15 protein-coding genes are annotated in these 17,621 nt (G+C 68.3%); 8 read left to right on the plus strand and 7 right to left on the minus strand.

Annotated features, from left to right (window positions below; all coding sequences use genetic code 11):
• The first annotated feature begins 58 nt into the window (after positions 1–58).
• Together CFB35_RS05500 and CFB35_RS05505 are read left to right on the plus strand one after the other, a co-directional pair.
• Positions 59–925, plus strand: coding sequence for a pirin family protein (locus tag CFB35_RS05500; protein ID WP_059573984.1), 867 nt, complete (start codon positions 59–61; stop codon positions 923–925).
• 135 nt (positions 926–1,060) lie between these two features.
• A complete protein-coding gene (locus tag CFB35_RS05505) occupies positions 1,061–1,552 on the plus strand; it encodes a GNAT family N-acetyltransferase (protein WP_059573983.1) in 492 nt (163 codons plus the stop codon).
• A 15-nt stretch (positions 1,553–1,567) separates the two neighbouring features.
• Here the strand turns inward: CFB35_RS05505 and CFB35_RS05510 are convergent, their stop codons facing one another.
• From CFB35_RS05510 to CFB35_RS05520, 3 genes are read right to left on the minus strand one after another with little or no spacing between them, the layout of a single operon-like run.
• Positions 1,568–2,434 (minus strand): cytochrome c oxidase assembly protein, encoded by an 867-nt coding sequence (locus CFB35_RS05510; protein WP_059573982.1) that lies wholly within the window; start codon positions 2,432–2,434, stop codon positions 1,568–1,570.
• Positions 2,435–2,444: 10 nt separating this feature from the next.
• Positions 2,445–2,891: a copper chaperone PCu(A)C gene (locus CFB35_RS05515; protein WP_059573981.1), complete on the minus strand. Its 447-nt coding sequence runs from the start codon at positions 2,889–2,891 to the stop codon at positions 2,445–2,447.
• An 8-nt stretch (positions 2,892–2,899) separates the two neighbouring features.
• Entirely contained in the window at positions 2,900–3,514 is a 615-nt protein-coding gene (locus CFB35_RS05520; RefSeq protein ID WP_059573980.1) for an SCO family protein, read from the minus strand.
• A 282-nt stretch (positions 3,515–3,796) separates the two neighbouring features.
• Here CFB35_RS05520 and otsB point away from each other — a divergent pair, with 282 nt between their 5' ends.
• Positions 3,797–4,549, plus strand: coding sequence for a trehalose-phosphatase (gene otsB / locus CFB35_RS05525; RefSeq protein WP_059573979.1), 753 nt, complete (start codon positions 3,797–3,799; stop codon positions 4,547–4,549).
• On the plus strand, positions 4,546–5,931 hold the full coding sequence (gene otsA / locus CFB35_RS05530; RefSeq protein WP_059573978.1) for an alpha,alpha-trehalose-phosphate synthase (UDP-forming): 1,386 nt from the start codon (positions 4,546–4,548) through the stop codon (positions 5,929–5,931). The genes otsB and otsA overlap by 4 nt, the downstream gene beginning before the upstream one ends.
• A gap of 78 nt (positions 5,932–6,009) precedes the next feature.
• Here otsA and CFB35_RS05535 read toward each other — a convergent pair whose 3' ends face one another.
• Positions 6,010–7,845: an ABC transporter ATP-binding protein gene (locus CFB35_RS05535; RefSeq protein ID WP_089464635.1), complete on the minus strand. Its 1,836-nt coding sequence runs from the start codon at positions 7,843–7,845 to the stop codon at positions 6,010–6,012.
• Between the two features lie 557 nt (positions 7,846–8,402).
• On the opposite strand from CFB35_RS05535, the gene CFB35_RS05540 reads away from it, so the two are divergent.
• The 3 genes from CFB35_RS05540 to CFB35_RS05550 all read left to right on the plus strand — a co-directional run bounded on the left by CFB35_RS05540 (position 8,403) and on the right by CFB35_RS05550 (position 11,015).
• On the plus strand, positions 8,403–9,467 hold the full coding sequence (locus tag CFB35_RS05540; protein ID WP_034186533.1) for a glycosyltransferase family 4 protein: 1,065 nt from the start codon (positions 8,403–8,405) through the stop codon (positions 9,465–9,467).
• Between the two features lie 235 nt (positions 9,468–9,702).
• Complete coding sequence (locus tag CFB35_RS05545) at positions 9,703–10,512, plus strand: hypothetical protein (RefSeq protein ID WP_059573976.1); 810 nt, start codon at positions 9,703–9,705, stop codon at positions 10,510–10,512.
• A gap of 38 nt (positions 10,513–10,550) precedes the next feature.
• The gene (locus CFB35_RS05550) at positions 10,551–11,015 is read left to right on the plus strand and encodes a DUF2214 family protein (protein WP_059573975.1); all 465 of its coding nucleotides are present in this window, start codon (positions 10,551–10,553) and stop codon (positions 11,013–11,015) included.
• Positions 11,016–11,110: 95 nt separating this feature from the next.
• Here the strand turns inward: CFB35_RS05550 and gudD are convergent, their stop codons facing one another.
• Positions 11,111–12,463, minus strand: coding sequence for a glucarate dehydratase (gene gudD / locus CFB35_RS05555; RefSeq protein WP_059573974.1), 1,353 nt, complete (start codon positions 12,461–12,463; stop codon positions 11,111–11,113).
• A 354-nt stretch (positions 12,464–12,817) separates the two neighbouring features.
• Here gudD and CFB35_RS05565 point away from each other — a divergent pair, with 354 nt between their 5' ends.
• The gene (locus CFB35_RS05565) at positions 12,818–13,567 is read left to right on the plus strand and encodes a FadR/GntR family transcriptional regulator (protein WP_011544971.1); all 750 of its coding nucleotides are present in this window, start codon (positions 12,818–12,820) and stop codon (positions 13,565–13,567) included.
• A 139-nt stretch (positions 13,568–13,706) separates the two neighbouring features.
• Here CFB35_RS05565 and CFB35_RS05570 read toward each other — a convergent pair whose 3' ends face one another.
• On the minus strand, positions 13,707–14,855 hold the full coding sequence (locus CFB35_RS05570; RefSeq protein ID WP_059573973.1) for a branched-chain amino acid ABC transporter substrate-binding protein: 1,149 nt from the start codon (positions 14,853–14,855) through the stop codon (positions 13,707–13,709).
• 371 nt (positions 14,856–15,226) lie between these two features.
• Complete coding sequence (locus tag CFB35_RS05575; RefSeq protein WP_059573972.1) at positions 15,227–17,371, minus strand: phosphocholine-specific phospholipase C; 2,145 nt, start codon at positions 17,369–17,371, stop codon at positions 15,227–15,229.
• Positions 17,372–17,621 lie beyond the last annotated feature (250 nt).

Genomic DNA, 17,621 nt, shown 5'->3' on the forward strand with positions numbered 1-17,621 from the left:
TCTATATTGTTATTCAAGGATGCGAAACACGGGTTTCGCCGCAATATGGAGAAGGGCAATGAAGAAGATCCAGGGTGTCTACAGTGCGCCGCGCGGCCATTGGGTCGGCGACGGTTTCCCGGTGCGTTCGATGTTCAGCTACCAGTCTCACGGCGCGCATCTGAGCCCGTTCCTGCTGCTCGACTACGCCGGCCCCGCGAACTTCGAGCCGGCTTCGGCGCCGCGCGGGGTCGGCCAGCACCCGCACCGCGGCTTCGAAACGGTGACGATCGTCTACGACGGCGAAGTCGCGCACCGCGACTCGACCGGCGCGGGCGGCACGATCGGCCCGGGCGACGTGCAGTGGATGACGGCCGCGAGCGGGATCCTGCACGAGGAATTCCACTCGGAGGCGTTCACGAAGCGGGGCGGCCCGCTCGAGATGGTGCAGCTGTGGGTGAACCTGCCCGCCGCGGACAAGATGGGCGCGCCGGGCTACCAGACGCTGCTGAACGCCGATATCCCGGTGGTCGAGCTGCCGGAAGGCGCCGGGCGGGCGCGGATCATCGCCGGCGAACTCAACGGGCGGCGCGGCCCGGCCCGCACGCACACGCCGATCGACGTGTGGGACGTGCGGCTCGTGGCGGGCGGCCACGCGCGGTTCCCGATCGCCGAAGGGCGGACGCTCGCGGTAGTCGTGCTGAGCGGCACCGTACAGGTGAACGGCGAGACGGTGGCGCGCGAAGCGCAGTTCGTGCAACTCGGCCGCGACGGCCGAGACGTCGAGATCGAGGCGAACGGCGACGCGAAGCTGCTGATCCTGAGCGGCGAGCCGATCGACGAGCCGGTCGTCGGTTACGGCCCGTTCGTGATGAACTCGCAAGCGGAGATTCGCACCGCGATCGAGGACTTCAACAACGGCCGCTTCGGTCGGATGCCGGCATGACGGCATGACGGGCAGGCCCCGCGCGATGCGGGGCCTTTTTTTCGCGTGCGGGCAGGCAGTCGCGCGAGATACGTGCTTCGGGGCATAATCGACGGTTGCCGCGCGCCGGCCGGCGCGCCCGAATCAGGACCCCACATGAACGCATCCGCACCCGCCGCACTTCCGAGCACCGCCGATCTCGACTGGCGCTGGAAACCCTTCGACGCGCTGACGGCGCGCGAAATCTATTCGATCCTCGAAGCGCGCAGCGCCGTCTTCGTCGTCGAACAGAACTGCGTGTATCGCGACATCGACGATGCGGATCAGGCCGCGTGGCATCTGGCGGCCTTCGATCCGGCCGGCCGCCTGGCCGGTTATCTGCGCGTGCTGCTGCCCGACGCGCAGCATACCGACGTGCGCATCGGCCGCGTGCTGACGACCGCCGCGTTTCGCGGCGCGGGCCTCGGCAACGGGCTGCTGTCGCGCGCGCTCGAGCATATCCGTGCGCAGTGGCCGGAAACGCCGGTGAGCCTGCATGCGCAGGCCCACTTGCAGCGTTTCTACGGGGCATTCGGCTTCACGCCGAGTTCGGGCGTGCACGACGAGGACGGCATTCCGCACGTGTGGATGAGCAGCGCGCGCGCGTGACGCGCGCCGCGGCGGTCAGTGCGCGGCGCGTGCGACCGGCGGCTCGTCCGCACGCTGGGCCCGTTCGCCGATCAGGCGCCCGCGCGCGGACAGCCGCAGCCAGTGCCGCAGCGCGATCAGCGCGCCGATCACGCTCATCATCGAGCCGGGAATCCACAGCAGCAGGCCGCCGATCTGCTGGTCGCGCATCGGGCTCAGCCACGTGAACGCGCGGCCGCAGATCGAGTAGATCGGATACAGCTCGTGCGGCGTGAAGAAGATCAGCGCGCCGAGCGCGATCTGCGGCGGGATCGCCGCGACGACGATCAGGATCCGGCGGCCCGGCGACAGCCGCGCGGGCGGCGCGGGACGCGGATCGACGACGAGCCACCAGAACAGCAGCCCGTCGATCACCATGCTCCAGTTCATCACGCGATACAGGCGCCAGTCGAGCATCGCGATGAAATGGATGGGCGACAGCAGCCAGAAATAGATCAGCCCGACGAACAGCACGACCGCGACGACCGGATGGAACACCACGTCGAGCGTCGCCCGTACCGGCGCCCACGCAAGCGCGGGACGCACGAAGCGCTGCCGCCAGCGGAATGGAATGCCCGCCCGGATCGCCGCACCCGGATAGGACAGCGCGATGAAGAACGGCCCGAGGTGATGCAGCACGAGGTGCTGCGCGCGGTGCAGGAAGAATTCGTGCTCGAAGAAATAGTCGAGCCGCGTATGCAGCGCGATGTAGAGCGCCGCCAGCCCGAACCAGAACGAGAACTGCCGCAGCGGCGACACCTTCGCCTTCTTCACGCCGCGCGCGAACAGCACGGCGGCCGTCAGCACCGCGATGACCACGGTCGGCGACGGTTCCCACGGATCGAGCCAGTACAGGAGGTTCATCGCGCGCGCATCACTTCGCCTTGGCCGGCGATTTCACGGCGAACGGCGCATCGACCGTTTCGCCGTCGGAAAATTTCAGGCGCAGGTGCACGGTGTCGCCCGGCTTGATCGCGTGCTTCGGCTCCTCAAGCATGAAGTGATAGCCGCCCGGCGCGATGTCGACTTTGCCGCGCGCGGGGATCGTCAGCTTGTCGACCATTTCCATCTTCTGCGTCGAGCCGTTCGATACCGTCTGGTGCAGCATCGCCATCCCGTAGTCGGGGCTGTCGACGTCGACGAGGTCGATCGGCTTGTCGCCGGTGTTCACGAGCGTCACGTAGCCGCCGGCGGGCAGCTTGTTCGGCAGCCAGCGCACCCACGCGTTCTGCGCGCTGATCGCGCCGGCGGCATATGCGTGGGCGCCGGCGCACAGCGCGGCGAGGAGGGCGAACGTCTTGAGTGTCGTTTTCGTGGTCATGGCGCGGTTCAGGTCGTGGAGGCGGTGTCGATGATCCGGCGCACATCGGCGGCGATGGCGTCGGGCGAATCGCGATCGGTCGCGAGCAGGCGTGCGCGGCCGGTCGCGTCGAAGATGTAGACGGCCGAGCTGTGCGTGACTTCGTAGCCGCCGGACGGATCGCGTTTTTCCATCTGGTACGCGACGCGATAGCGCTTGGCGAGCGACTCGATCTGGCCGTCGGTGCCGGTCAGCCCGCGCGCATGCGCGGGGTCGAACGCGGCGACATAGGACTGCATCGCCTGCGGCGTATCGCGCGCGGGATCGACCGATACGAACAGGATGCGCACGTTGTCCGCCCGGGGGCCGAGCTTCGCGAGCACGTCCATCAGCCGCGCCAAGGTTTCGGGGCAGACATCGGGGCAGTGCGTGTAGCCGAAGTAGACGAGCGCGACCCGGCCGCGGAACGCATCGGCGTCGACGGGACGGCCGTCGCCGCCCGTCAGCCTGAACGACAGGTCGGGCAGGTGGCCGGTGACGTTGGTCAGGTTCCAGCGCGGCTCGTCGCGCGTGCACGCGGCGAGCGCCACGGCGGCGGCGAGGGCCGCGGACCTGCGGATGAGGCGGGAGAGGCGAGACGGCATCCTGGGCTCGATCGGGCGAAATGGGTGACCGGCCGGCGCGATGCCATGCGTCGCGCGGCAGGCGGTTGCGACTGTAGCGCAATTCGCGCGCCTGCGTCCTTTTGAAACCGGTACGGTGCCGGCCAGCGGGGCAATATGTCGCAGTTGACGCGGTGGGGCGGCGCGAGGTTCGCGCTGCCCCGGTTTCGCCCATCTGGGGGCGCAGGCGCGGTAAGATGCGCACAACTCCATTCGCGCAGTGGCGGCCGGCGTGTGCCGGCCGGCCCTCAGACTATCGAATCGATGCAATCCGTTCCGGCTTCCCTGTCCCTGACCGATACCGCGTTCTTCTTCGACTTCGACGGCACGCTCGTCGAGCTGGCGCCGACGCCCGACAGCATTCGCGTTCCGCCGTCGCTGCTGACGCTGCTCGACGAATTGTCGCGCCGCTCGCACGGCGCGGTCGCGATCGTGTCCGGGCGCGGCATCGACAACCTCGACACGTTCCTGAAGATGCCCGACCTGCCGATCGCCGGCCTGCACGGCGCGGAGCGCCGCGATGCGAACGGCGACACGCAGCGCATCGGCTTCAACGACGAACGCCTGCTGCGCATCGAGCGCGAGCTTGCCGACGTGGTCGACCGCCATCCGGGCATGTTGCTCGAAATCAAGGGCGCGGCCGTCGCGCTGCACTTTCGCAATGCGCCCGAGCGCGAGGCGGTGGCGCGCGAGGCGGCCGAGCGCCTCGTCGCCGACTATGCGGATGCGTACGTGCTGCAACCGGGCAAGATGGTGTTCGAGATCAAGCCGAAGGGCGTCGACAAGGGCCGCGCGCTGGCCGCGTTCCTCGACGAGCCGCCGTTTGCGGGCCGCGTGCCGCTGTTCGCGGGCGACGACCTGACCGACGAGAAGGGCTTCGCGGTGGTCAATGCGCGCGGCGGCCTGTCGATCAAGGTCGGCGCGGGCGAGACGTCCGCGCGCATGCGGCTCGATTCGGTCGATGCCCTGCATGAGCAGATCGCACGCTGGCTCGGCGCGGGGCAGCCGCACGCATGAGCCGGCTCATCATCGTTTCAAACCGCGTCGCGCCGATCTCGGAAGGCGAACCGGCGGCGGGCGGCCTCGCGATCGGCGTCTACGACGCGCTGAAGGAAACCGGCGGCATGTGGTTCGGCTGGAGCGGCGACGTGGTCGCGTCCGGCGCGCCGCAGCCGCAGATCCGCATCGAGGAGCGCGGGCCCGTGACGTTCGCGACCGTCGGGCTGTCGCGCCGCGATTACGACCAGTATTACCGCGGTTTCTCGAACGCGACGCTGTGGCCCGCGTTCCATTACCGCGCGGACCTGATCCAGTACGATCGCCACGAATTCGACGGCTACCGCCGCGTCAACGTGTGGCTCGCGCAGCAGCTAGTGCCGCTGCTGCAGGACGACGACGTGATCTGGGTGCACGACTATCACCTGATTCCGTTCGCGCGCGCGCTGCGCGACGCCGGCGTGAAGAACCGCATCGGCTTCTTCCTGCACATCCCGTTTCCGGCCGCGCAGGTGCTCGTCAACGTGCCGCCGCACCGCGAGCTCGTCGAGTCGCTGTGCGCGTTCGATCTGCTCGGCTTCCAGACCGAGCCCGACCTGCGCGCGTTCTGCGACTACGTCGAGTTCGAGGCGGGCGGCGACGTCGAGCGCGACGGGAATACGGTAAGCGTGCATGCGTTCGGCCAGACGCTGCGCGCGGCCGCCTATCCGATCGGCGTGTATCCGGACGAGATCGCGTCGCTCGCGCAGGCGGGCGAAAACGGCAAGGCGGTGCGTACGCTCGCGACGTCGCTACGCGGGCGGCAACTGATCATGAGCGTCGACCGGCTCGATTATTCGAAGGGGCTCGTCGAGCGCTTCCGGGCCTTCGAGAAGCTGCTCGAGCACCAGGCGTCGATTCGCAACCGCGTGTCGTTCCTGCAGATCGCGCCGTCGACGCGCGCGGACCTGCGCGCATACCAGGACATCCGCCTGCAACTCGAGGCGGAATCGGGGCGCATCAACGGGCGCTACGCGGAACTCGACTGGGCGCCGATCCTCTACATTCACCGCCAGTACGACCGCCAGCTGCTGGCCGCGCTGTACCGGCTCGCGCGCGTGGGCTTCGTGACGCCGCTGCGCGACGGGATGAACCTCGTCGCGAAGGAGTACGTGTCCGCGCAGAATCCGGACGATCCGGGCGTGCTGGTGCTGTCGCGCTTCGCGGGCGCCGCACGCGAGCTTACCGGTGCGCTGATCGTCAATCCGATCGATATCGACGGGATGGCAGATGCGCTGTCGCAGGCGTTGACGATGCCGCTCGCCGAGCGGCGCGCGCGCTACGCGGACATGATCGCGCAGCTTCGCGAGAACAACGTGTCGGTGTGGCGGGACAATTTCCTGCGCGATTTGCAGCAGGTCTGACCGGATTGCCCCCGCTGCAATTGAAAAAGCCGCCGTGCGCAAGCAAGGCGGCTTTTTCGTCGGCGGTATGCCGGCGCGTCAGGCCACGCGTTCGCCGGTGGGCGTGTTGCCGTCGGCGGGCGCCGCGTGATGGCGGCCGTGCTGCTTCGCGAGCAGGTCGCGGTACAGGCCGGGACGGTTGCGCAGCACGTCGGGCGGGCCGTCGTCGATCACCTTGCCGTTGCTCATCACGATGATGCGGTCGAAGTTGCGCAGCGTCGACAGGCGGTGCGCGATCGCGATCACCGTGCGGCCGACCATCAGGCGGTCGAGCGCGCTCTGGATCGCTTCCTCGGACGCGCTGTCGAGCGCCGACGTCGCTTCGTCGAGCAGCAGGATCGGCGCATCCTTCAGGATCGCGCGCGCGATCGCGATGCGCTGGCGCTGGCCGCCCGACAGCTTGACGCCGCGGTCGCCGACGATCGTGTCATAGCCTTCCGGCATCGCCTCGATGAATTCCGCGCAGCGCGCGTCGCGCGCCGCGGCGAGCACTTCCTCGCGGGTCGCGTCGGGGCGGCCGTACGCGATGTTGTCGTAGATCGTCCGGTGCAGCAGCGAGATGTCCTGCGGCACCAGCGCGATCGCATGGCGCAGGCTGTCCTGCGTGATGCCCTTCACGTCCTGGCCGTCGATCTTCACGACACCGTCCTGCGTGTCGTAGAAGCGCTGCAGGAGCGCCAGCACGGTCGACTTGCCGGCGCCCGACTTGCCGATCAGGCCGACGCGCTGGCCCGGCTCGATATGGAGGTCGAAATGGTCGAGGATCGCGCGGCGGTGCGGGTACGCGAACGTCACGCGCTCGAAGTCGACGCGGCCGCCCGTGGCCGACAGCGGTTGCGCGTCGGAACGGTCCGGCATCCCGTGCGGTTCGAGCAGCGTCTTCACCGCTTCGGACAGGCGTGCGACGTGCTGCGTGACGTCGACGAGCGCGACCGCGAGGTCGCGCGTGCCGTGCAGGATCGTGAAGTCGAGCGAGCTGACGAGCACGATGTCGCCCGACGTCGCGCGGCCCTGGTCCCACAGCCACAGCGCCCAGCCGAGCAGGCCGGCGGACAGCATCGCGGTGATCACCGCGTGCAGCAGGCGCAGCTTTTCGAGATAGAGCAGGCTTTGCTGGCGCGCATCCATCTCCGCCTTGACCGTCGCGCTGAAGCGCTTCTGTTCGCGCAGCGTCATCCCGAACGCGCGCACGAGGCCCATGTTGCCGATCACGTCGACGAGCTCGCCGTCGACCGCCGCGGCCTTCGCCGCGAACGCGTGATGGCGCGCCGAGCCGCGGCCGGCCAGCTTGAACAGGATGACGGACAGCACGGCCGAACAGCCGAGCAGGCCGGCCGCCATCAGCGGATTGACGACGATGATCATCAGGATCGCGCCCATCACCGCGATGCACGGCGGCAGCACGTTCCACGCCATCGTGTTCTCCGACGTGTAGACCGCGTTCGACGTGGCCGTGATGCGGCTGGCGAGCGTGCCCGGCTGCTTCTCCGAGTAATACGTCGGCGAATGGCCGATCAGGTACTGGAACAGGTCGCGCCGCAGGTCGCCGGTGACCGCGACGAACGTGTGCGCGGCGACCCAGCCGCCGACGCGCCACAGCAGGTTGTCGGCCGCGATCAGGCCGACGAGCAGCGCGAACGCGCTCCACAGCGGGCCGGGATGATGCCGCCCGGTCGCCAGCACGTCGATCAGGTGCTTGATCGCATATTGGGAGCCGAGCGCGCAGCCGACGGCGGCCAGCACGCTGCAGAGCACCACCAGGTGGGCGACCGGATGGAGGCGGATGTAGCGGAACAGGAACGCGATCGGCCGATGCGCGTAGCTCGACAGCTTCGCGTTGTGGGCGTTGCGCTGGGCAGGGGTGAGAGATTCCAAAATATGCGTGCGGTGATTCGGTGATTGAGCGTGGCGGCTGGATCGCAGGCCGGCGCGCTCGGACTGAATAATCCGGCATTGTAAACAAGGCCGCGCGTCGCGCTGCGCGAATCTTGCCTTGGCCAGGGGCTCGCGTTCGATTTTGAGATAAAATCCGGCATCCCGTCCTGCCGCGTGTGCCGAAATCACGCTGCCGGCAACTGCGGGTTAACGAGGATCGCCAAAACGGCCTTCCACTCTAGAACGGACGCCCGAGTCCGCGGGTTGCAAAGTGTTGCGCCTTTGTAACAAAGTAAAGAGTTTGAAATGTCGTGCGCCGTATCGGGATTAACCCTAGATAATCGGCTCCGGGTTCGATTCCAGGTTTTTTACGAACCCCTGTCAACGGGTCTTCGTTTCAAACGTTCTATGCCTGTCGCGTCGACGACGCTCCTTGAGCAGCGCGGGTTCGACGCCCCGGCAGGCTGATTCGTCCGACTTTCGGACGACATGCATCCCGGCCCCCGGCAGGTTGCCGACCCATACCTGGTTTTTTGCCGATTTTTTAGGAGTTACGCATGCGAATCGCCCAAATCGCTCCGTTGCATGAAGCGGTGCCCCCGAAACTGTACGGCGGTACCGAGCGAGTGGTGTCCTACCTCACCGAAGCACTCGTCGAGATGGGGCATGACGTCACGCTCTTCGCGAGCGGCGATTCGCAGACCTCCGCGAAGCTCGAAGCGTGCTGGCCGCAGGCGCTGCGCCTCGACCCGACCATCCGCGACGTGATGGCCCCGCACATGCTGCTCCTCGAGCAGGTGCGCCGCCGCGCGGAAGAGTTCGATGTCCTGCACTGCCACATCGACTACTACCCGTTCTCGCTGTTCTCGCGCCAGCCGGTCCCGCATCTGACGACGATGCACGGCCGTCTCGACCTGCCGGAGCTGCAGCCGATCTTCAACGCATTCAGCGACGTGCCGGTCGTGTCGATCTCCGACAACCAGCGCATCCCGCTGCCGCAGGCGAACTGGCTGTCGACCGTGTATCACGGCCTGCCGGAAAACCTGCTGACGCCGATCCCGAACGTGAAGCCGAGCTACCTCGCGTTCCTCGGCCGCATCTCGCCGGAAAAGCGCGTCGACACCGCGATCCGCATCGCCGAGCAGGCCGGCCTGCCGATCAAGATCGCCGCGAAGCTCGACAAGGCCGACCGCGCGTACTACGAAGAGAAGATCAAGCCGCTGTTCGCGCTGCCGCACGTCGAGTACATCGGTGAAATCAGCGAAGCCGAAAAGACCGAATTCCTCGGCAACGCGCACGCGCTGCTGTTCCCGATCGACTGGCCGGAGCCGTTCGGCCTGGTGATGATCGAGGCGATGGCCTGCGGCACGCCGGTGATCGCGTTCAAGCGCGGCTCGGTGCCGGAAGTGATCGACAACGGCGTGTCGGGCTTCGTCGTCGAAGACGAACTGTCGGCCGTCGCCGCGCTCAAGCGCCTCGATACGCTGCCGCGCGAGAAGGTTCGCGCCGCGTTCGAAGCCCGTTTCTCGTCGAAGGTGATGGCGCAGAACTACGTGAAGGGCTACGAGGAACTGCTGCGCCAGAAGCGCCGCACGGTGCTCCGCGAAGTCAACGCAAGCTGATTGCGGGCCGCCGCCGCACGGCGGCGCGCGACCGTACGACGCCCCGTCCGGGTCTTCCGGCGGGGCGTTGTCACATCCGCGGCGCGGATGTGTTGTATTCTCGCCGCGCCCGGCGCCGCGAACCGCCTTCGAAGCGGCCCGGCACGCCATCCGGCCGTCTGTCCAGACGGTAATGTCCCTATAATGGCCGTGCCGTGAAATCCGGCCCGGTACGAATATCCAGAGGAGAGCAGTCTTGGCGAGAACGAAAACCACGCGCGCAGCGCCGGCCCCCGGCGCCGGTGTGATCTTCGCGTTGCGCGCGATCGGTCTCGTGCTGCTCGCGCGCTGGCTGTTCTCGATGTCCCAGATGGGCTATCGCTCGTCGCTGTCGGCGATGGTGTCGTCGCCGTGGGCATTCATCTACCTCATCCTGATCTTCCTGCTGCTCGCGTTGCCGGGTGCCGCCGCACGGGCCGAGCGGCCGTTCCATCCGCTGCCGCAGTGGCTGCGCCAGGCGCTGCGCGCGTTCGCGCTGATCGGTTTCCTGTTCGCGGTGTGGTCGATCGGCGCCTTCACGTGGGCGGCCGGCTGGCGCCGCGCGCTGCACGCGGTGACGGCCACCAACGGCTGGCTCGTCGCCGCGCCGGCGCTGTACGCGGCGATCGTGTGGATCTGCCGGCCGCGGCCGCTGTGGCGGACCAACGTGGCCGCGCGCCGCTTCGCGGTCGGCCGGTATGCGATCTCGCTCGACATGCTGACGCGCACCGCGATCGTCTGGATGGAAAGCCGCAAGGTCGGCCAGTACGACGCGCGCGAACTGTCGGTGCGCTGGCCCGGCCGCGCGGCGCCCGCCGCGGGCGAACAGGGCGTGCAAGGCGCGCAGCCGGCGGTCGTGCCGCCGCGTCGCGGCAGCCTGTTCAATCGACCGAAGGTGGAGTTGCTGTGGGATTCGCCGGCGGCTGTCGGCCACAACCGGCAGATCGTGATGCGCACGCCGCTCGCGACCGAAGGCGACCGCGTCGCGGTGCTCGCGCTCGACGCGGCGCTCAAGCAAATCGTCTGACACGGCCCGCGCACGGGCGCGGGCGACAAGGAGGCGCGATGATCGTCCGTTGGTTGCTGGCTGCCATTCACCTGAGTGCGTTCGGCGTCGCGTTTGCCGCGATCGCGGCGCGTAACCGCGCGTTGCGCCGGCTCGTCGCGTCGGCGCAGGCGGCCGATTTGCCCGGCGTGTTCAAGGCGGATGCGCTCTGGGGGCTGTCCGCGCTCGTCCTGATCGCGACGGGCCTCGCGCGTGCGTTCGGCGGTTTCGAAAAAGGGACCGCGTACTACCTGCACGAACCGCTCTTTCACCTGAAGATGACCGCGCTCGTGCTGATCCTGCTGCTCGAGGTCGTGCCGATGCTGGGGCTGATCCGCTGGCGTGTCGCCGCGCGGCGGCAGCAGATGCCCGATATCGGCCGTGCGCGCACCTATGTGCGGATCGGCCACTGGCAGGCGGTGCTGGTGATCGTCATCGTGTTCGCCGCGTCGGGGATGGCGCGGGGGATTGGTGCGGCCGGCTAGGCGCGGCCGGCTAGGGACGCCCGCTCAGGGGATCCCCGGCTAGAGGCGGCCGCCCGGGCGTGACCGGGCGACGTTGCCGCCCGGTCGGTCCGTGCTCAGCGCACGAGGCACGGGCGCTTGTTGTTGAACGTCCAGCCCGGAATCAGATACTGCATCGCCACCGCGTCGTCGCGGGCGCCGAGGCCGTGCTGCTTGTACAGCTCGTGCGCGAGCGCGACCGCATCCATGTCGATGTCGATGCCGAGCCCCGGCCGCTTCGGCACGTCCACCAGCCCGTTCTCGATCTTCAGCGGCTCGCGCGTCAGCCGTTCGCCGTCCTGCCAGATCCAGTGCGTATCGATCGCGGTGACCTGGCCCGGCGCCGCGGCCGCGACGTGCGTGAACATCGCGAGCGACACGTCGAAGTGGTTGTTCGAATGCGAACCCCACGTGAGGCCCCAGTCGCGGCACATCTGCGCGACCCGCACCGAGCCCTGCATCGTCCAGAAGTGCGGATCGGCGAGCGGGATGTCGACGGCGTGCAGCTGCACCGCATGGCCCATCTGCCGCCAGTCGGTCGCGATCATGTTGGTCGCCGTCGGCAGCCCCGTCGCACGGCGGAATTCGGCCATCACCTCGCGGCCCGAGTAACCGTTCTCCGCGCCGCAGGGATCTTCCGCGTACGCGAGCACGTGATGCTGGTCGCGGCACAGCCGCACGGCCTCGTCGAGCGACCATGCGCCGTTCGGATCGAGCGTCACGCGCGCGTCGGGGAAGCGCTCGGCGAGCGCCGTCACGGCCTCGATCTCGCTTGCCCCTTCGAATACGCCGCCCTTCAGCTTGAAGTCGTTGAAGCCGTAGCGGGCATGCGCGGCTTCGGCGAGCCGCACGACGGCTTCGGGCGTCAGCGCGGCTTCGTCGCGCACGCGCGTCCAGTCGTCGGTCGCGCCGCGGCCGTCGCGATAGGGCAGCGCCGTCTTCGTGCGATCGCCGATGTAGAACAGGTAGCCGAGCATCTCGACACGCTCGCGCTGCTGGCCTTCGCCGAGCAGCGCGGCGACCGGCACGCCGAGATGCTGACCGAGCAGGTCGAGCAGCGCGGCCTCGAGCGCGGTGACCGCGTGGATCGTCGTGCGCAGGTCGAAGGTCTGCAGCCCGCGGCCGCTCGCGTCGCGGTCGGCGAAGGTGCGCCGCACGTCGTTGAGCACCGCATGATAGTTGCCGACCGGCTGGCCGACGACGAGCGCGCGCGCGTCGTCGAGCGTGCGGCGGATGCTTTCGCCGCCCGGCACTTCGCCGACGCCCGTGCGACCCGCGCTGTCCTTCAGGATCACGAGGTTGCGGGTGAAGAACGGGCCGTGCGCGCCGCTCAGGTTGAGCAGCATGCTGTCGTGGCCGGCGACCGGAATCGCTTGCAGGTCGACGATGCGCGGCGTGTCGGGGGAGGGCGAGGCAGTGACGGCGTTCATGGGCGGCGATGGCGAGAGAGTGGGCGATGCCGTGCGGCAAAAGCTTTGCCGCGCGCGGCGGGAGGTGCGATCATTCGACAACCGACGTGCGCGGCGCGCAAGGCCCGCATGTCGACGCAACCCGAAACGGGGTGAAAGCGGCAACCGGGCCGGCGGCGCGCGAAACGCGAACGCGGCCCGATTGTCACGCACGGGACCGGGGCGGAACGGCCGACCTGAGTCGACAGGAGATCCGTGCGCCGATCATCAGTCGTCGGATGACTTGTGACGCAGTATAATGAATCATCGGCTTTCGCTCAAACCCCGCGTAAACCCTCGGCTCACATTACGATCATTCAAAAAGGAACCGGCCACATGTCCGTGCCTACGCTTCCCGCAGCGCCGCGCCGTCGCGCACGCAGCCTCGCACAAGATGTCGTCGACGCGCTGACCGCGCAGATCGAAAACGGCACGCTGCGTCCCGGCGACAAGCTGCCGACCGAAACCGAAGTCATGGCGGCGCAGGGCGTGAGCCGCACGGTCGTGCGCGAGGCGATCTCGCGGATGCAGGCGAGCGGCCTCGTCGAGACGCGCCACGGCATCGGCAGCTTCGTGCTGGAGCCGTCGCGCCGCCAGACGCTCGGCATCGATCCCGCGACGATCACGACGCTGCGCGACGTGCTCGCGGTGCTGGAGCTGCGCATCAGCCTCGAAAGCGAGTGCGCGAGCCTGGCCGCGCAGCGCGCGAACGATGCCGACCTCGCCGCGCTGCGGCGCGCGCTCGACGCGATCGCGACGGGCGCGGGCGGCGGCCGCGACACCGCGCAGCTCGACTTCCAGTTCCACCTGCAGATCGCGCAATCCACCGGCAACCGCTATTTCGTCGACATCATGACGCAGCTCGGCACGTCGATCATCCCGCGCACGCGTGTGAACTCGGCGCGCTTTGCCGGCGACGACCTCGAGCGTTACGTGGGCCGGCTGAACCACGAGCACGAGGACATCTACGAGGCGATCGCGCGCCACGACCCGGAAGCGGCCCGCGCCGCGATGCGCACGCACCTTACGAACAGTCGCGAGCGGCTACGCCGCGCACACGAGGCGGCGGAGGCCGAGGCCGGCTGACCGCTGGCTGGGCGTGGGGTCCGCGCGGCGGCGGACCTGCTCGATCGCTTCAACATCAGTCGTCATACGAGCTCGATGCGGGCCGCGCCGGTCTCAGCGGCGAGGCGGCGTTTCCGCCGCCGGCCGCCTCCGTCGCCGATCAGCCTCCCTTCGTCACGATTGTCTTCCACGCGCCATTCTTCACCTGATACAGCGTCGACATCCCGCTCTTCAGCGAGCCGTCGTTCGCGAACGAGATGCGGCCGGTCACGCCTTCGAAGTCGATTTTCTTGAGCGCCGGGCGATAGGCCTTCGGGTCGGTCGAGTTGGCCGCCTGCATCGCCTTGATCGCCGCCCACGCCGCGTCATAGCCGAACTGCGCATACGAGAGCACGTCGACGCCGAAGCGCTTCTTGAAGCGTGCCTCGAAATCCTTGCCCTGCGGCAGCTCGTCGAGCGGACGGCCGTATTCCCATGCCATCGCGCCTTCGGCGGCCGGGCCCGCAATCTTGATGAACTCGTTGTCCTTCACGCCGCCGCCTCCGACGAACTGCGCATTCAGCCCGAGCTGGCGCATTTGCTTGATGAAGTTCGCGGCGAGCGAATCGAGGCCGCCGAAGAAGATCAGGTCGGGATTCTTGGCCTTCAGGCTCGTGATCTGCGCGCGGAAATCGACCGCCTGGTTGTTGGTGAACTCGCGGCCGATGAGGTTGCCGCCCGCGGCCTTCACGGCCTTCTCGAATTCGTCGGCCTCGCCCTGGCCGAACGCGGTGCGGTCGTCGATGATCGCAATGCGCTTCGCCTTCGTCACCTCGACCGCGTATTTGCCCGCGTTGCCGGCATTCTGGCCGTCGGTCGCGATCACCATGAACATGTTCGCGAGCCCGCGCGACGTGAGCGTCGGGTTGGTCGCGGCCGGGTCGATCACCGGAATGCCGGCCTTGTCGTAGACTACCGACGCCGGAATCGTCGTCCCCGAATTGAAGTGACCGACCACGACCGACACGTTCTGGTCGACGAGCGCCTGCGCGGCCTGCACGCCGATGCGCGGGTCGGCCTGGTCGTCCTGCACGACGAGATTGAAGCGGGCGGGCTTGCCGGCGATCTGCACCTTCTGCGCGACGGCATCGTCGAGCGCGAGCTGGACGCCGTTTTGCAGATCCTTGCCGTAGCCGGCGTTCACGCCCGTGAGCGGCGCGGCGAAGCCGACCTTCACGTCGGTTGTGTCGGCCGCCTGCGCGGCCTGTTGCGAGAGGAGGGCAAGCGCGGATGCGATGGACACCGACAGCAGGGAATGACGGAATTTCATGTTGTTCCTCTTGTTCGACACCGGCGAGTGGATACCGCGCGCACCAGGACGGGCCGGGCGCGTGCGACGGGCGGGCGGTTCGACCGCTTCTCGGAATCGGGCGGGGAGGTCGGCATCGTGATCCTCGGAAACATCTCCCGGCAGGCTCCGCGAAGAGCCCCGATTGCCTCGATATATAGGTCGCCGATATGCGCGGGTCTTGGAAATTTGCCGCGCATTCGATGCGGATTTGCGCATAGCTTCCGCGCGACCGGCCACGGCCGGTATCGGGAGTTTCCCGTCGCGAACGGAACGGGTGCGGAGAAGGGGGGAGCGGTGCGGGGCAAGGGCGCGGCGCGGCCTGCCGGGGCCGCGCCGCGCGTGGGCCGACGTCAGTCGGACAGGGCGTCCGATGCGGCCTCGGCGTCGTCGTGCGACGCGGTCGTGCGGATCAGCGGGTCGCTGGTGCTCGGGCGGCCCGTTTCGACGTGGCCGGCGAAGCGGCGCAGGAAGCCGAGCTGCCGGCCGTCGCTGACGGTCAGGTCGTACCAGCCGTGGCTGCCGCGCAAGTCCCAGTAATCGTCGACGTGCGCGCCCGGCGCGAGATCGAACGTACGCGCGTGACCGTGGCCGTACGCGTTCGTGACCTTGAGCCGCACGGCCTTGTGGCCGCGGTTCATCAGGCGCAGCGTGATGTTGCCGTTCGCGACGTCGTAGCCGTAGATCACTTCGGGGTTCACGTTCGCGCTGCCGACGCCGGTCGCGAACGGGCCGCGGAAATGGCAGTAGAAGCCGTTCGGGCCGTACACGTCGAGGTCGTACAGGCCGAGCGACGCGGCCGCGCTCCACGTATCGGCGATGCGTTTGCCGGCTTCGACCGTGTACGTCCACGGGCCGTCGACGCGGTTGCGCGACTGGACCTGGAACGCGGCGCCCGCGCGGCCCGTGTTCGCGAAGGTCAGCCGGAACTGGCCGTTCGCGGCTTCGACGCGGCCGTGCACGAACAGCTCGTACGGCAGCGCGCGCGCCGGGCGCAGCCCGGCTTCCTGTTTCGGCAGCTTCTGCAGCACCGGCGGCACCGGGATGTAATCGGGGTGGCGATTGCGATCCGGCGGCGCGTAGCCGCTCGTATCGGGCAGCGTCGGCCAGCCGGCATCGGCCGTCGCGAAATCGAACGCGGCGGTCAGGTCGCCGCACACCGCGCGACGCCACGGCGACACGTTGGCGGCCGTGACCGGATACTGCGCGCCGAACCGCGCCTCGATGAATTGCAGCAGCGACGTGTGATCGAAGGTCTGCGAGCAGACCCAGCCGCCCTTGGTCCACGGCGACACGACCAGCATCGGCACGCGCGGCCCGAGCCCGTACGGGCCGGCCATGTGCGATGCATCGCCGGCGAACACCTCGTTGGTCGTCGCGACGGTCGACAGCCCGTTCTCGCGCGACTGCGGCGCGAACGGCGGCGGCACGTGATCGAAGAAACCGTCGTTTTCGTCGTACGTGATGAAGAGGGCGGTCTTGCTCCACACGTCGGGATTCGACACGAGCGCCTTCAGCACCTGCTCGATGTACCACGCGCCGTAGTTCGCGGGCCAGTTCGGGTGCTCGGAATACGCTTCCGGCGCGCAGATCCACGACACCTGCGGCAGCGTGCCGTTCTTCACGTCCTGTTGCAGCACGTCGAACAGCGTGCCGCCGGCGCTGATGTTGGTGCCGGTGCGCGCCTTGTCGTACAGCGGCGTGCCGGGCAGCGCGGTGCGGTACTGGTTGAAGTAGAGCAGCGCGTTGTCGCCGTAGTTGCCGATGTACGGGTTCTGCGTCCAGCCCCACGAGCCGTTCGCGTCGAGCCCCGTGCCGACGTCCTGGTAGATCTTCCACGACACGCCGGCCTGTTCGAGCACTTCCGGATAGGTCGTCCAGCCGTAGCCCTTTTCCTCGTTGCCGAGCACCGGGCCGCCGCCCGTGCCGTCGTTGCCGACGTAGCCCGTCCACATGTAGTAGCGGTTCGGGTCGGTCGAGCTCGGGATCGCGCAGTGGTACGCGTCGCAGATCGTGAACGCGTCGGCGAGCTGGTAATGGAACGGGATGTCGTCGCGCTTGAGGTACGCCATCGTCGTGGTGCCCTTGTTCGGCACCCACTGGTCGTAGCGGCCCTTGTTCCACGCGGCGTGCATGTCCTGCCAGCCGTGCGGCAGGTCCTGCAGGAACTGCAGGCCGAGCTTGTCCGCGCCGGGGTGGAACGGCAGCAGTTCGGCCGGGCCGACCGGCTGGTGAAACACCGACTTGCCGTTCGCGAGGCGCAACGGGCGCGGGTCGCCGAAGCCGCGGACACCGCGCATCGTGCCGAAGTAGTGGTCGAACGAGCGGTTCTCCTGCATCAGGATCACGATGTGTTCGATGTCGCGGATCGTGCCGGTGCGGCGGTTCGCGGGAATCGCGAGCGCATCCCGGATCACGGGCGGAAACAGGTTCAGCGCGGCGGCGCCGGCAGTGCCGGCGGCGACGCGCAGGAAGTCACGACGGTTCGATCGGGTCATGGTCGTTATCGTGCGGTAAAGGGGGAGCCGATTGGCGGGACCTGCGGGAAAGGCGCGCACCGAATCGCAGGATGCGGCTGCGTCGGTGCGTGCCGCCGCGAGCATAGCGAGGAATCGGTGTCATTCATGTGAAGTCCGGAAACGTTTGCATGGACGGCGAACCGGTATCGGGATGCGCATCGCCGGCGGTCGTGGTGTAACGGGGAAAGCAGGAAAGCAGCGCGGCGGAGCAGCGCAACGCGGTGCCGGC

The sequence above is a fragment of the Burkholderia sp. AU16482 genome (assembly GCF_002223285.1).
Taxonomy (GTDB): domain Bacteria; phylum Pseudomonadota; class Gammaproteobacteria; order Burkholderiales; family Burkholderiaceae; genus Burkholderia; species Burkholderia semiarida.